This is a genomic window from Pseudomonadota bacterium (assembly GCA_026388315.1).
In the GTDB taxonomy this organism is placed as follows: domain Bacteria; phylum Desulfobacterota; class Syntrophorhabdia; order Syntrophorhabdales; family Syntrophorhabdaceae; genus MWEV01.
In genome coordinates this window covers 1-14,504 of sequence record JAPLKA010000099.1, presented here as the reverse complement: position 1 = coordinate 14,504, position 14,504 = coordinate 1, and the positions used below count along the sequence as shown (strand labels likewise).

Below are 14,504 nucleotides of genomic sequence, written 5' to 3'. Positions count from 1 at the left end.
CTATTTTAAAAATACAAAAAAGAAGGAATTCAGGAAATACGGCGCTCAAATAAACAAAGTGACACTCACTAATCCGTGTCTATGGGATGATTACACTAAATATTTATTAATGAAAAACCGATTTTCTTTAAAATAGTAGGGATCACGGGTAGAGTTGAGAGCTGGCGCAACGCTGGAGCCGCTTGTTCTCTTAATTGTTTTCCATTATCACCCTCACTTTATACAAATGTGTACAGGGGATACAAGACATTTATCTCAGGACTGGCAGGATTTAGCAATGATTCTATGTTCTACTGATAGCATCATCAGAGGCGGGGATTTTATAAGCATCGACGGTAGCAGCGGGGTAATATACAGTGGCAGACATGAGTGTGCGATGGAGTAGCTCAGGCTGTTATCGCTTTCCTCTAAGAACGGCCTGTATCAGGTCATCGAGACGTTGCAGGAAACGGGAGCGATCCTGCTTGTCGTAGGGAGCTGCCCCGCCAGTCATGTTTCCCATGTCGCGGAGATAGGTCATTAAGTCTCTATTCGCAAGGGCACTGCCGATAGATTCTTCGGTAAAGATACGCCCTTTGGGATCCAGCACCCTGGCGCCCTTTTTCAGGCACCGCGACGCAAGGGGAATATCGGCTGACACTGCGATGTCGTTATCAGCAATGTGATCTACAATCCAATCATCTGCAGCGTCCAAATGGCCGCCTACAACTATCATTTCAACCAATTTGTCTTGTGGAATCCTCATCGCAGAATTGGAGACAAGGTAGACTTTAAGCCCATAACGTTTGGCCACTCGAAGCACTTCATTTTTCACCGGGCTGGCATCGGCATCAACGTATATATTGATCAAACGGCATCCTTTTTAAGATTTTACGCCTGCATGTCCTTTCTGTCAAAGAAAAATAACTGCTTCAGATAATCCATGCAGGCGACACATTACAAAAAACCTGATGGAGGTGCATGACTTTTCTATTGACAGCTAAAAACCCATTTTTATAAACTCAGACCACCATAAAAGGAAGTTCTTATCGAAACAAAAACAAGATATTGCATAAATTGCGACAACAGGCATGGCTGCAAATCAAAAACCCCTCCATGTCTTACCGAAATGATGGAATACAATGTCACAGATATGTCAGGAAAGCAATACCTGATCCAAGGCCATAAAACCGACATATGTCAGGATTGTCCATTTTTTCGTTCATGCTGGAAGACGGAAGAGTATAATAGATTTTCATCCCCGGCTTATAAAACACTAAAAAGGTAAGTACGGAATAAAAACATTTCACATAAACGCTATGTTCAATCCAGTGTAATCGTTCATCAAAAACCAGGACAATATATTTGTGAAATTAAATACAATCTATAACAAAACAGGTTTAAAGTCAACATAAGTAACACCCTGCAGATGCTTTAAATTTCTTGACAGTTTGTGGGAGCTTTGGTAGTATGTTCTGCCAAGTGGAAAAGTCTCCTGTTCATCTCTGAGATAATTATCAGAGAAGAGAACCGGCGTGATTACCAATATATACAAAATATACAATAAATCCCGAATACAAAATACATAGAAAATCAAGGAAAATCAAGAATGGCAGAGGGCAATATGGATAAACAGAATGTATATGAAAATAACTTAAACAGCAACAATGAGACTGAAGAGAATTTTGAGACCCTCTTCAAAGAAAGCTCAAAACTGCCAGACAGACTTGAACCGGGCCAAAAAGTCAAATCCATCGTGGTCGGCATATCAGGAGATCTCATCTACATCGACCTTGGAGGAAAAACAGAGGGCGTAGTGGAACTTAAAGAATTCCTTGACGAAGCAGGGGAGTGCCGGGTTAAAGCAGGAGACGAAATTGAGGTATTCTTCGCCTCTTTCCAGAATGGCCTGAAACGGTTCACCACCCTCACCCGCGGGCTATCCGCGGTTCATCTTTCCGATTTGAGAAACGCCTTTGAGGCCGGTTTGCCTGTGAGCGGGAAGGTTAAGGCTGAATTAAAGGGCGGATACGATGTCAGTATGGGAAAGGCACGATGCTTCTGCCCCTTCTCGCAGATAGACGTGAGGGGAAACCGTGAGACCTCTACATATATAGGAGAAATTTTTCCTTTCAAGATACTGGAATTTGAAGATGACGGTCGGAATATCATCGTATCGAGAAGGGTTTTGCTTGAAGAAGAACAGGCGCTGCAAAAGGAAAAATTAAAAGAAGCATTAAAGACAGGTATGGAGGTTAAAGGAAAAGTAAAATCCATCCATGACTTTGGAATTTTTGTCGATATTGGCAGCATGGACGGGTTCATCCCCCTCAGTGAATTAGAATGGGACAGGACCAAGAAACCGGAAGATGTCCTCTCACCAGGCCAGGAAGTAACGGTAAAGATTATCTCCTTAGACTGGGTAAAGGACCGCCTCACCCTGAGCTTGAAGGCAATGCAGCCCGATCCCTGGACAATGGCAGCGGAAAAGTACATCGTTGATAGCCCTGTTAAGGGTGTTGTGGTGCGTATGACCCCGTTCGGCGTCTTTGTCAATCTTGAGCCAGGTATAGATGGCCTTATTCACATCTCAAAACTCGGGGCAGGCCGAAGAATCAAGCACCCCAAGGAAGTAGTCGAGGACGGGCAGTGGATTGAGGCATATGTAACAGGCGTAGACGCGGCCAATAAAAGAATATCCCTCTCAAAGGAACAGAATGTAAATCCCGAAAAGATCGAGCTCCCTTCGGAAGGGGATATACTCGAAGGCATTGTTGATAATGTTATGCCCTACGGGATTTTTCTCAAATTGAATAACGGTCTTTCAGGACTTGTCCCGAATGCTGAAATGGGGACCCCTAAGGGGACAAACCACAGCCGCATGTTCCCGGCAGGGACCACCATGACAGTGATTGTTACAAAGGTCGACCCCGGGAGCGGGAAAATTTCCCTGAGCAAAAATCTCGTAGGAGAAAAATCGGCTCATGCAGATTTCACCAAATATAAAGAACAGGTGAAGAATGAAGAAAAATCGGCCTCTGGTCTCGGCAGTTTCGGGGAACTACTCCAGGCAAAACTGAAAGGGAAGATTCCTTTTCATTGATTTTTTTTTCTAAACCCATTATAGTAGTATAAAGAAGCATATATGTGAGGCCGTACATTGAGGAACATAGTTGTGACAGGTGTGGGGAATGCGTTGACATCTGTCCATATGATGTTTTCTCCCGGGAAAATGGTGAAATTATAGTGCTGACCCCTGAAGATTGTATTGAATGCACATCCTGCGTAGAACAGTGTCCAGGGAAAGCCATCTATATGGATGATTGATGGGGAAAAAAACGGTATCCCTCCTCGATAAAAAGGCCGTTGACAGAACAATAACAAGAATTACCCACGAAATCCTCGAAAAAAATAAAGGTTACAAAGACCTGTGTCTTATAGGCATCAGAACACGGGGGATCTATTTAGCAAAAAGGATTAACGACAAGATAAAAGCCGTTGAAGAGATTGAACTCCCCCTCGGTATCCTCGACATCACCATGTACAGAGATGACATATTCAAGTTAAAATTACCGGAAGTTAAAAAAACAGACATACCCTTCGATCTGAACAACATGACCATCATTTTAATTGACGATGTGATGCATACCGGCAGGACTACGAGGGCGGCAATCGATGCCATTATGGACCTCGGCAGACCAAGGAAGATACAATTAGCTGTTCTTGTAGACAGGGGCGACAGGGAACTCCCGATGCATCCCGATTATGCCGGCATCTTTTACAATGGCAGTCCGGAGGAAGAAGTGCTTGTGCGGCTTCGCGAAATCGATGGCAAGGATGAAGTCATCGTTGTGAGAACATAATGAAGTGGAGTAAAAAAGACCTCCTTGGCATCAGAGAGCTTTCTAAGGAGGAGATCCTTCTCATCCTCGATTCGGCAGATTCTTTTAAAGATATATCAAGAAGGGAAGTAAAAAAGGTTCCCACCCTCCGCGGCAAAACAGTCATAACCCTCTTTTACGAGCCGAGCACAAGGACACGGACATCCTTTGAAATAGCGGCAAAACGCTTAAGTGCGGACACCATCAATATCTCTGCAAACACAAGCAGTCATGTCAAAGGCGAAACCCTCAAAGACACGGCAAGGAACCTCGAATCCATGAGGCCTGATGTCATCGTTATCAGACACAACATGCCAGGCGCCCCGCATATGTTATCCAGGATTGTGGACTCTTCTGTGATAAATGCCGGAGACGGCGCACACGAGCATCCGACCCAGGCCCTCCTTGACCTTTTTACCATGAGAGAGAAAAAAGACAGAATTGACGGACTTAACATAACGATCGTAGGGGACATTGCCCACAGCAGGGTAGCACGGTCCAACATATTTGCATTAAGACACTTTAATACCCGCATCACATGCTCGGGCCCACCCACTATGATCCCGCCCGACATTGAAAGTCTGGGCGTCCATGTGGAGTACGATATGAACAGGGCGGTAAAAGACGCCGACGTAATCATGATGCTAAGAATACAAAAAGAGCGGGGCGGCATTTCATACATACCCTCTGTTAAAGAATATTCAATCATTTATGGGCTGAAGGCAGAGCATCTCAAAAAGGCAAAAAAGGATGTAATCATCATGCATCCGGGCCCCATGAACAGAGGTGTGGAAATTACAGACGAAGTGGCTGATGGCCCATATTCGGTGATACTCGACCAGGTCGAAAATGGTGTTGCTGTGAGAATGGCCATCCTCTATCTCCTCACCGGGAGGGAGGCGTGAAAATCCTCATCAAAAAAGGAAGGGTTATTGATCCCAAAAACGGCAGGGATGAAATCCTTGATATATTCATCAATGGCGGTATCATTGAAAAGATTGACAAAAATATCCGCGAAAAGGTCGATAATGTTCATGTAATCGACGCTTCAGGCCTTATTGTGGCGCCCGGGCTCATTGATATGCATGTCCATCTGAGGGAACCCGGATACGAATATAAAGAATCGATCAGAACGGGCACGATGGCAGCCGTTAAGGGCGGCTTTACATCAGTAGTCTGTATGGCCAATACAGACCCTGTAAATGACAATAAAAGCGTTACAGAATTCATTATAAAACAGGCAAAGGTAGAAGGGGTATGCCGGGTCTTCCCCTGCGGTGCAATCACCAGGAACTTAAAGGGTGAAGAACTTGCAGAGATTGGCGAAATGTATGCCGCAGGCATTGTAGCCATATCAGATGACGGCAAATCTGTAAAGAATTCCGAAACCCTGCGAAAAGCCCTCGAATATGCAAAACTTTTTCATATACCCGTCATATCGCACTGCGAGGACGAAGACCTCTCGAAGGGGTTTGTCCACGAGGGTAAGGCATCGGTTATGTCCGGTCTCGATGCGGTTCCTGCTATTGCAGAAGAGATTATAGTCAAAAGGGACATGGCCATAGCACAATATGTAAATTCTCCGCTCCATCTCACGCATATCTCATCAGGAGGCAGTGTGGATGCTATCGGGGAGATGAAGAGAAGGTATAACCAAATCACCTGTGATACATGTCCCCACTATTTTACGTTAACAGATAAAGCAACGCTATCCTTCGATACAAACACAAAGGTAAACCCCCCGCTCAGATCAAAAGAAGATGTGGATGCCATGAAAGAGGGTCTCAGGAATGAAACGATCGACATTATCGCCACAGACCATGCACCCCACGATGTTACCTCAAAAGATGTGGAGTTTAATATTGCCACCTCAGGGATTTCCGGGTTGGAGACCGCCTTCGGCCTTTCCCTTGCCCTCGTCCACGAAGGTGTCCTCTCTATGAAGACGCTTCTTAAGAAATTCACAGAAAATCCGGCAAAATTATTGAAACTCCCCCATGGTGAACTAACACCAGGGAGCCCTGCCGACATCATTATTTTTAACCCTGACCTTGAATGGACGGTTGACAGAAACACTTTCGCATCAAAAGGGAAAAACACCCCCTTCCATGGATGGAATTTGAAGGGAAAAAATCTGCTCACCATAGTGGATGGGAAGATCGTGTACAGAGACCCTGCTTTTAAATAGCGATACCTGTTGCCCAAATATTACTTTCGCAGGAACGCTGTTTCCCTCGCTGCTCCCTGCGCTTCCTTACCCTTGCAATGGCTCGCATCCATTCGGCCTTCTAACTTGCCGCTGGGCTTCGAACAAATCAGGCCGTCCCAGACGCGGCACTGGCCGCGGGCACATTTCTGCTCACCGGCAGGGTACCCAAGGCATGCTCGAAGTCGCGAATCGGGAAACGGGTTCCGGCGACGAAGGAGCTGCAAAGCTATTCCTGCTCACATTCCAACATTATTGGTTGTATGCTTATTTGGGCAACAGGCCGTTAAGCATCCACTATCAACCATCCACTGCCTTCATAAGATCAGGGTAATCAAGGTTTGCGACAGACAGGTGGTAGTCTCTCCCCTGCCTGTCATCGCGAGCGACTTTTTCCTTATCTGTCATTGCGAGGACTTTAGCCCGTGGCGATCTCCAGGAATGGGATTCACAGCGTCTTCATTGACTTTCTGACGATTATAAGAATCTCCGCAACTGTTGCGGAGAGTTCCGGTTCCTCAGAAAATAGTTTTAAAAGTGAAACCGTGTTAAACACCGTCCGTATTGACTTTACAGAGATTTCAGCAGTGACGGAAACCGTTTCCGTCACTGCCTCCGGCAGGCGCCGCAATATAATAAAAAGTGGATAAGGGAAAACAGGGTGTAAGTAACTAATATTAAGAGAGAAAGCAAGATATGTTACGTATAGCACCTACTTATCGATACTTTATTCTATTTGTAACCAGAATTATTTCTGGTTGAAATTGAGATTAACAATGATAGAACCCAGCCGAAGCTACGAATAATTGATGGATTATTAGTCATTTCTTTCGGTCGTATGGCTTACTAAGCTAATTCCCACACACCGCGGTCACTGTCTCTCCGAAGAACACCCTCACGCCGAAGGGAGTCAGCCAAGTAGCGCATACGGTTCTGCCAGACGTACTCTGCGCCACGATAGTCGCCAGCCTTTAGGATGCCACGCGTCTCAATCCGTTCGTACAACTCGGCAACTTTCATCCGACCCCCTGCCCCCCGTAGTATATCCAACACCGGCTGCAGAAACTGTTTGTCAGAGTGTTCTTCGTTTGCAAAGTCTCGATCGATACCTAAAACAAGCCTTAGCGTCTTATTCGGGGATAGATGCCCGAACCTCCGAAGAAAAGCCAGCACGTCACCATCGACTTCTATTGACTCCATCGTTGCCTCCTGTGCCTATCAATAACACAAAAAACTTTACCCATACCCTGTGTCCCCAGATTAATTTATTGTCCGTATGTGTCTGTTCGGTCAATCCACTGCTCCACTAAATTTGGCCATAAACTTCATATCCATCGATGTGCGTCTGCCTTAATCACGCCGCTCTCTTATTTATTTTCCTCCTATTATAAATAATTTTCAAGCAAAAATATTTTGCGAGTTAAGCAAATTACGATTTGAAATCGACCACATGAAACACCGAAGACCAAGACACGAGTACAGGAAGAAGCAATCTGACCGGCGATAATATCCATAATTTATAAGGACTGAGGTTATTTAAGTTATAAGAGGATAAATATAAAGTAATAATTACCCCACCAAAAGCCCCGCTTATAAATTGCTTGACTAAATGCATAATTAAACTATAATGAAAATATGGCATTAACCTCTGTATTTTTATTCAGTTTCAGGCGTTATTATTATTATGTTTTTTTAATCAAAAAGGAGGGTCTTTATGAAAGCCAAAAAGACAACAAAAGTGTCCAAATCAGGCAAAAAAACTCTTCCCGACAAGCACGAAAAGGCTTTTAAGCAGGCCATGGAGAATCTGGAGAAGGCCGTTAAAGACCGTATTCTCAACGCAAAAGACCCATTTAACGCGGGAATAAAAATGGCTGAACAGTTGAAACAGATGGCAATCAGAATAGAAGTGGATGTTCAGGACGAATCCATGAACATGACCGAGGCAGGATATGCATCCAAGGTCGTAGTAGGGGTTGGTATAGGGGTGATTTAAGTTCAGGATTTCCATATACCCATTGCCCTAAATGTCGCCTCACGGCGTTCTTGGAAACCGAGCTTCGCAGGGCTGTTGATCTTTTTGTTTCTAATATGCATTGTAGGACATTCTGGAAGGACTTAAAATGGTTATGCCGGTTGCTGCGGGATCACAGGCATATCAAAGACACCGGCAGAATGGTTGCACCAATATGCCCGTGTTTTAAAGACCTGGTATTCCCGTGGTACCAGGAAGAACGGCGCATATGAAAAAAGGGAGCCAAAAGCCCCCTTTAATACTATTTTCCGCCCTCATAATCACGCTTTCCGTTTGAAAGATAGCATGAAGGGAGTAATGTACCAACTGAGGATTTCAGGAAGTTGCCCACACTTCAACGTACCCACCGGTTCCATACAAAATTTTTGCCTCCATTGTAAATAATGTAAATAAAAAATTCAGCGTGCTCATCCTTTATCATAATTGCTGAGAAAACAACATCATTTATCTCTGTTTGGAATAAGGGAACATCCTTTAAAAAGCAGGAAACCGTTTGACGTTCCTCCTGGAAAAGCAAAAGGGGTCCTGCAATGACACTGAATACTTCAGTGAACAGTCGTTAGTCAAAAAACTGTTTACCATTCACAGCATTTCATATTTTATGTCTTTTTAACTATCTACTATCTACTATTCACTGCCTTTATCGGCTCTACGTTCTTTTTACTATCCTCTCTCTTTCTTCTTTTTGCTGTCCTGACGCGCCTCTTTCTTCTGTTCGTAAATATCTTCCACAACGGTGGCAAGTCTTTCCCTCCAGCGCGGATCATCATTGTTGTACTCGACCTCTTCGTAAAAATCAGAGATGCTGTGATCCTGGAGCTTATATGGATTATCCTCGGATTCGATATCAAAGCAGGCATGTCTCAATTCGTGCCTGACAATCCTGATCTTGTCATCCCGTATAACACTGTCCCAGCATGTTTTGTCCAGGGTTATGATATAATCGTATCCTTCCATAGCATCAGCCTCATCTATCGTAAGGTGCCTCAACAGGTCATTCGTTTTCATGATACGGGCAAGGATAACCATACCCCCCACTTTCCTTTTCTTTATGTCAAAAAGTACCTTGATTTTTGCATTTTTCAATTCAGGAAAGTATTCCGATTTTACCTCTTTCAGCACTGACATGACCTCTTCGTTCACCTCTTCATACCTTAAACCCATGTAACTGCCTCCTGTTTGTTTTATTATTTTTTATGAAAATATTCTTTTGCGATTTTTATATCCATGTCAATTTGACTTTTTAATGCTTCAACTCCGTCAAACTTAATCTCACCCCGTATTCTTTCATGGAAATAAAGGGTCAAATCCGCGCCGTACAGGTCCCCGGAATAGTCTAAAATATGGGTCTCAACGGAAAGCTTTTTGACGTCGAAGGTAGGATTATATCCTATATTCGTGACAGATGGAAGCATCTTCCCATTTATTTCGACTTCGCTTATATACACCCCGTCTTTAGGAATAAGCTCATAATCCGTTTTCAGATTGATGGTGGGGAAACCGATCCCCTTCCCCCTTCCGTCACCGTGCGCTACCTTGCCTTCTATCATGTGCGGTCTCCCCAGAAATCGTTCAGCCTTTTTCACATCGCCTTCCATGATGAGTTTCCGTATCCTGTTACTCCCTATCTTTTCGCCATCCAGCGTAATGGCCTCCACCACCTCGAAGAAAAAACCATACGTTCCGGATAATTGCTTTAATAATTCCGTATCGCCCTTCCCTCCTCGCCCGAACTTGAAATCGTATCCAACGATCAGCCCTTTAATCCCCAGTTTGTTCACAAGGATATTTTCAACAAATTCCTGAGGGGTCAGGAGCCTGAATTCCTCGTTAAAGGGTAAAACAAGAAGCACGTCAATACCGTTTTCTTCAATGAGCCTTTTCCTCACATTAAGGGGTGTTATGAGGCACAGGATTTTATCAGGCCTTACGACACTTACCGGGTGGGGATAAAAGGTCATAAGCATGGGCGTTCCGTTAATCAAGCGCGCCTCCTCTTTAACCCTTTCAATTATTTTTTTGTGCCCTATATGTATCCCGTCATAGTTACCGATAGTCAGTACAGGATTTGGAAATTTTTCAACGTGGTTCAGAAATTCATAAATTTTCATATTCACCTCTTGACATAGGCATCCCAACTTATATAAGTTTAAGCATTACTATAATGCCGAAGTGGCGGAATTGGTAGACGCGCTAGATTCAGGGTCTAGTAGGCAATCTGTCTGTGTGGGTTCAAGTCCCGTCTTCGGCATTTTTATTTTACACCAATATATGATACGTTGGCAATCAACGAGTTGTAACACCAGCCAGACTTTTGGCGCCGGAGGGTACCTTTTCATGAAAAAAGTCCTCATTCTCATACTGCTAATGCTTCTCCCGGTAACCGGATTCAGCCTTGATAATACGAAAAACATTTACAATAATCCCAATATACCGGTTGAAGTGCAGGTGGGCGACGAATTCTCCATTGTCCTGCCCTCCAACCCCACCACCGGTTACAAATGGGAGCTTCTAAAACCGGTTAATGACGATATCCTTGAGTTGCAGGACGCTGAATATACAAGCAAATGCAAGGATGGACTTGTTGGTTGCGGCGGAGTGGAGGTCTGGAATTTTTTTGCCACATCAGAAGGTGAAACCACAATATCCCTTAAATACGCACGCCCCTGGGAAAAAAATGTCAAACCGGTACAAACCCGGATTTTTAAGGTTATTGTTAATCCGTAACATATGAAATTACTATAAAACTGACATTCACCAGCTCGCTCGCAGTGACAGAGAAGAGCACAAAGCAGGGCCCGGAATGATATGTGGAGGGTTATTTTGCCACACCTGCGGCGGTACCTGAGAAGGTTTTTGCCCCTGTGTTGATGGTCCCAGCGGCGGCGCCCCTGAAGGTCGTGGAACCACCGTAACCACTTGCTATGGTCCCGTTTGTGACTGTAGCAAGCCACTTGCTTGTTCCTGTATCAAATGTCGTAACGGTAAATGTGGCGCCTAATCCGGTGCCGCTACTTAAAGTTGCAGAAGTGCCGGACGGCGGCGGGCCATAACCCACGCCGGTATACGATCCTCCGGCGCTTTCTGATGCCCAGATCTTTGCGGGCCCTCCTGAGGTGGTTGCGAAGAACCTCGTATTGTTCATTGTGACATACATTGTCTCCGCACCAGTAGCATACGTGGCTGAACCGGTCAGGTTCGCGCTTCCCACCTGGACACAGGGAATGTTCAATGCCTTCAGTGCAGCATTAGCGCCAGCATCTGTCGTCGCGCCACCCTGCATAGCCAGAAACTTAGTTGTCTCGATCCATGGACCGACGCTGCTAATCTGTAATGTAAAATTGGCCGGTTTAAATGTGCCCAATGTCTCGCCTGCGCTTATCCATGTCTTTGGTGTTGCCTGAATATCCGCGCCATACCCTGCTGCGAGACCGGCAATCTTGCCGTCCGACCATTTTGACCCGGCAATCTCTGTGCCGATAATACTTGTCCAGGAAGGGGTGACGGGGAGGGCAAAATCCATTGACATCTGCCATGTGTCGGAGATTGTCCCGGCATAAGTACTGCCTATATATGATTTCCATACACCCCAGTCCTGACCTGTGATGCCCGCCGTATACACATTACCGCCGTCACGTACGGTCCCGATGTTTATTGTACCGCCTCCGGCACCGGTAAACCCCCCTGAAAAACCCACTATCACATCGGGGCTATATGTTGTTTGAGAGACATTAGCGCTGAGAGCAGAAGGGAGTATGCCGCCAATTTCCGCAGCCGTGGCCATCTGTGTCGGGTAGAGACTCCCCGTCATCTTGAACATCTTGACGTCGCCGTCGTACCCCGTGCCGGCAAGGCTCCCCGTTAGGTAACCGGCTTTACCTGACGGGTCGATATAGATCGCTGCAAGTTTTCCTTCAAGGCTGTTACTGCTCTCTGTTCCTTTTATATACCCCCAGTATGCCCCTCCGTCGTAAGTGGTGTTTGTGCTGTTCGTATAGTTGTAGCTTTTCATATCGCTGTCCCAGACGTGTACCGGGTTTGTGCCGGCAGTGTACTGCCCTATTGCAGTGACCGAAGAGGGGCTTGCCTGAGTGGCTGTCCAAATAGACGATGTTCCCCCCATGTAGGCGGAGCCAACGCTGCCGTCATTCGAAGAGATGGTCCCATTGAAGTAGGCAAGGTCTGCAGAGAGGGTATTCACGAAAGTAAGATCGCTCTCTGTATACTTGCCGGTTCCGTCTATCGTTGCGTTCCAGGGAGAGCCGATTGTTGTACCTGTAAGGCTCCCCGATACCCCTTCCCCCAGTTTGGTTGTCGATAAATATGTGAGATCAGATGTCCCTGAAAGTGCGTTCCCTGAGGTGCTCACTGTTGCGGTTTCAAGCCAGTAGCTGCTTGCATCGCTCCCCCCTGCAGCCAACGACCATGAAGTCCCGGGGGTGCCAGTCAATGCATAGCTCGTATTCCATCCGCCCCAGTTCTGTCCATTGATGCCTGCAATCTCCAGTGTGGCATTTCCCGTAATCCCCCCGCCGTCACCTTTTACATTGTTACCCGTTCCTGTGAATGAATAACGGTTCAGGGTAAAGGATAGTTGATTCTCAGGTGAAACATTTCCGAAAAGGTCGGTTGCCTTGTAATAGAATGTACGACTTCCGGTTCCCAAACCCGTGAGGTTCAGCGGGGTGTCTGTTGATGTCCACGCCCCTGCGTCAATTTTGTAAGAATAGGTGGCTTCTTTACTGCTCGTGAAGTTTACTTTCATATTCCCGGTGGTGGTGCCTCCCGGTGAAGCAACCTGTGTAATCGAAACGGTAGGGGCGGTATAATCCGTCTGCCATGCATAATTTGCCACAGATGAAACATTACCCACCGTATCTGTAGCTTTTATATCTACCTGGTGGTTCCCTGCGGATAAGCCAGACAAGTCAAGGGATGACCCTGTTATTGATACCCATGACAACCCTCCATCGAGACTGTACTGGAAGGTGGCTGTCTTGGTGGAGGAAAAGGTAAAACTTACCGTGCTCTGATTAGTCTTCTGCGTGGCGAGGTTGGATGCTATTGTTGCAACCGGTGAAGTATAGTCGGTTGTCCATGTGTAACTTGTTGCTGTGGAGACGTTCCCCAATGTATCCGTTGCCTTGACATCTATCTGATGATTGCTCTCTGACAGACTTGATAGGCTAAGGGATGAACCTGTTATTGATACCCATGACCCTCCATCGAGACTGTACTGGAAGGTAGCGGTTTTGCTTGATGAGAACCCGAATGATGCCGTACTCTGATTGGTCTGGGCAGCGGGTTTGGATGTCAGAGAGACGGTGGGTGACACCGTATCGATCGTCCACTGATATGTGGAGATGGTTGAGGAATTGCCGGCAGCGTCTTTAGCCCTGACGTCGATACCATGCTGTCCGTCAAGAAGGCTTGTAAGCGCCAGCGGCTTCTGTGTACCTGTCCCGGCGATAGCCATCCATATACCACTATCAAGTTTATATTCAAACGTAACCGTTTCGTTGGCTTCAAAAGAAAAGTTTGCCGTAGTTGAGTTTGTCGATGATGCAGGATTTTGGGTAATCGTCATTGTTGGAGCCTTTACATCACTTGGTTCCGGAGGTGGCGGAGGTGGTGGTGGTGGAGGCGGTGGTGGAGGAGGCGGGGGAGGCGGGGGTGCAGGCGCAGGCGGTGTAATAACTGCTGCTATATCGAATGAACCGGCAGCCGATGTGCCAGCCGTTGTAGTGCCCGTCGATGTCCCCGAACCGGTCCCTGAACCTGTCCCTGAACCTGTGCCCGTCGATGTCCCTGAACCTGCGCCCGATGATGTCGTAGTGGTGGCAACGAAGGATATATTGCCGCCTGTGATAGTTGCTACTCTCCTCTGGGGATCGCTGGGGTTGAACTGATATCCCCTGCCGGCAATAAAGAGGGTGCTCGTTATTGCCCGCATAAAGGAAACAACCATATTGGAGCCCCTTATCCCTGCTACGGCATTGGGGGTATGGACTTCGAACTTGTTGCCCTCTGCAAAGGCTGACACCTTTTTGATAAACTCTTCACTGGAGATGGCCTGAACCCTCCCGCGGTGGAGCTTGACAACATTGCTGGTCTTATCCCCTTCAAACATGGCCTCTTGTATCTCCACCCTGGTTGTGGGGGCAATCTTTAATATGTTGTTGTTGAGAAAGGTGATCTCTGCCCTGCCGTTGCTCTTTGCACGATAGATATCGCCGATATCTACAGGATCTCCTGCCTTTACCATGGAAACTACGCTCTTCCCTGGTTTCAGGACATCTACCCTGCCTTCGAGGATGCTTATCTTACCGGCCAGGACAGCATGAGACAGACCTGCAAAGGATAAAAAGACAAGAGAAATAATTGCAAGGGATATAATGAGATG

General features: G+C 46.2%; 13 protein-coding genes and 1 tRNA gene. 8 read left to right on the top strand and 6 right to left on the bottom strand.

The window, feature by feature from the left end; translation table 11 throughout:
- Positions 1-394: 394 nt before the first annotated feature.
- Complete coding sequence (locus NTX75_14465) at positions 395-850, bottom strand: YaiI/YqxD family protein (protein MCX5817418.1); 456 nt, start codon at positions 848-850, stop codon at positions 395-397.
- Positions 851-1,603: 753 nt separating this feature from the next.
- Here NTX75_14465 and NTX75_14460 point away from each other — a divergent pair.
- Genes NTX75_14460 through NTX75_14440 form a run of 5 tightly spaced genes read left to right on the top strand, consistent with a single transcriptional unit; the run spans position 1,604 to position 6,048 of the window.
- On the top strand, positions 1,604-3,082 hold the full coding sequence (locus tag NTX75_14460; protein MCX5817417.1) for a S1 RNA-binding domain-containing protein: 1,479 nt from the start codon (positions 1,604-1,606) through the stop codon (positions 3,080-3,082).
- Between the two features lie 44 nt (positions 3,083-3,126).
- Positions 3,127-3,306, top strand: a complete 180-nt coding sequence (locus NTX75_14455) for a 4Fe-4S binding protein (GenBank protein MCX5817416.1) — start codon at positions 3,127-3,129, stop codon at positions 3,304-3,306.
- Positions 3,306-3,842, top strand: coding sequence for a bifunctional pyr operon transcriptional regulator/uracil phosphoribosyltransferase PyrR (gene pyrR / locus NTX75_14450; protein ID MCX5817415.1), 537 nt, complete (start codon positions 3,306-3,308; stop codon positions 3,840-3,842). The genes NTX75_14455 and pyrR overlap by 1 nt, the downstream gene beginning before the upstream one ends.
- On the top strand, positions 3,842-4,765 hold the full coding sequence (locus NTX75_14445; GenBank protein ID MCX5817414.1) for an aspartate carbamoyltransferase catalytic subunit: 924 nt from the start codon (positions 3,842-3,844) through the stop codon (positions 4,763-4,765). The genes pyrR and NTX75_14445 overlap by 1 nt, the downstream gene beginning before the upstream one ends.
- Entirely contained in the window at positions 4,762-6,048 is a 1,287-nt protein-coding gene (locus tag NTX75_14440) for a dihydroorotase (GenBank protein MCX5817413.1), read from the top strand. The genes NTX75_14445 and NTX75_14440 overlap by 4 nt, the downstream gene beginning before the upstream one ends.
- Before the next feature lie 466 nt (positions 6,049-6,514).
- Here the strand turns inward: NTX75_14440 and NTX75_14435 are convergent, their stop codons facing one another.
- Together NTX75_14435 and NTX75_14430 are read right to left on the bottom strand one after the other, a co-directional pair.
- Complete coding sequence (locus NTX75_14435) at positions 6,515-6,676, bottom strand: hypothetical protein (GenBank protein MCX5817412.1); 162 nt, start codon at positions 6,674-6,676, stop codon at positions 6,515-6,517.
- Positions 6,677-6,912: 236 nt separating this feature from the next.
- Complete coding sequence (locus NTX75_14430) at positions 6,913-7,266, bottom strand: hypothetical protein (protein MCX5817411.1); 354 nt, start codon at positions 7,264-7,266, stop codon at positions 6,913-6,915.
- A 514-nt stretch (positions 7,267-7,780) separates the two neighbouring features.
- Here NTX75_14430 and NTX75_14425 point away from each other — a divergent pair.
- Entirely contained in the window at positions 7,781-8,062 is a 282-nt protein-coding gene (locus tag NTX75_14425; GenBank protein ID MCX5817410.1) for a hypothetical protein, read from the top strand.
- A gap of 702 nt (positions 8,063-8,764) precedes the next feature.
- Here NTX75_14425 and NTX75_14420 read toward each other — a convergent pair.
- Together NTX75_14420 and NTX75_14415 are read right to left on the bottom strand one after the other, a co-directional pair.
- A complete protein-coding gene (locus tag NTX75_14420) occupies positions 8,765-9,265 on the bottom strand; it encodes a putative metallopeptidase (GenBank protein ID MCX5817409.1) in 501 nt (166 codons plus the stop codon).
- A gap of 23 nt (positions 9,266-9,288) precedes the next feature.
- Positions 9,289-10,212 (bottom strand): bifunctional riboflavin kinase/FAD synthetase, encoded by a 924-nt coding sequence (locus NTX75_14415; protein ID MCX5817408.1) that lies wholly within the window; start codon positions 10,210-10,212, stop codon positions 9,289-9,291.
- A gap of 55 nt (positions 10,213-10,267) precedes the next feature.
- On the opposite strand from NTX75_14415, the gene NTX75_14410 reads away from it, so the two are divergent.
- A tRNA-Leu gene (locus tag NTX75_14410) sits at positions 10,268-10,352 on the top strand.
- Between the two features lie 86 nt (positions 10,353-10,438).
- On the top strand, positions 10,439-10,828 hold the full coding sequence (locus NTX75_14405) for a protease inhibitor I42 family protein (GenBank protein MCX5817407.1): 390 nt from the start codon (positions 10,439-10,441) through the stop codon (positions 10,826-10,828).
- 91 nt (positions 10,829-10,919) lie between these two features.
- Here NTX75_14405 and NTX75_14400 read toward each other — a convergent pair.
- Positions 10,920-14,504 (bottom strand): Ig-like domain-containing protein (locus NTX75_14400; protein MCX5817406.1); only part of this gene is annotated, 3,585 nt, incomplete at its 5' end.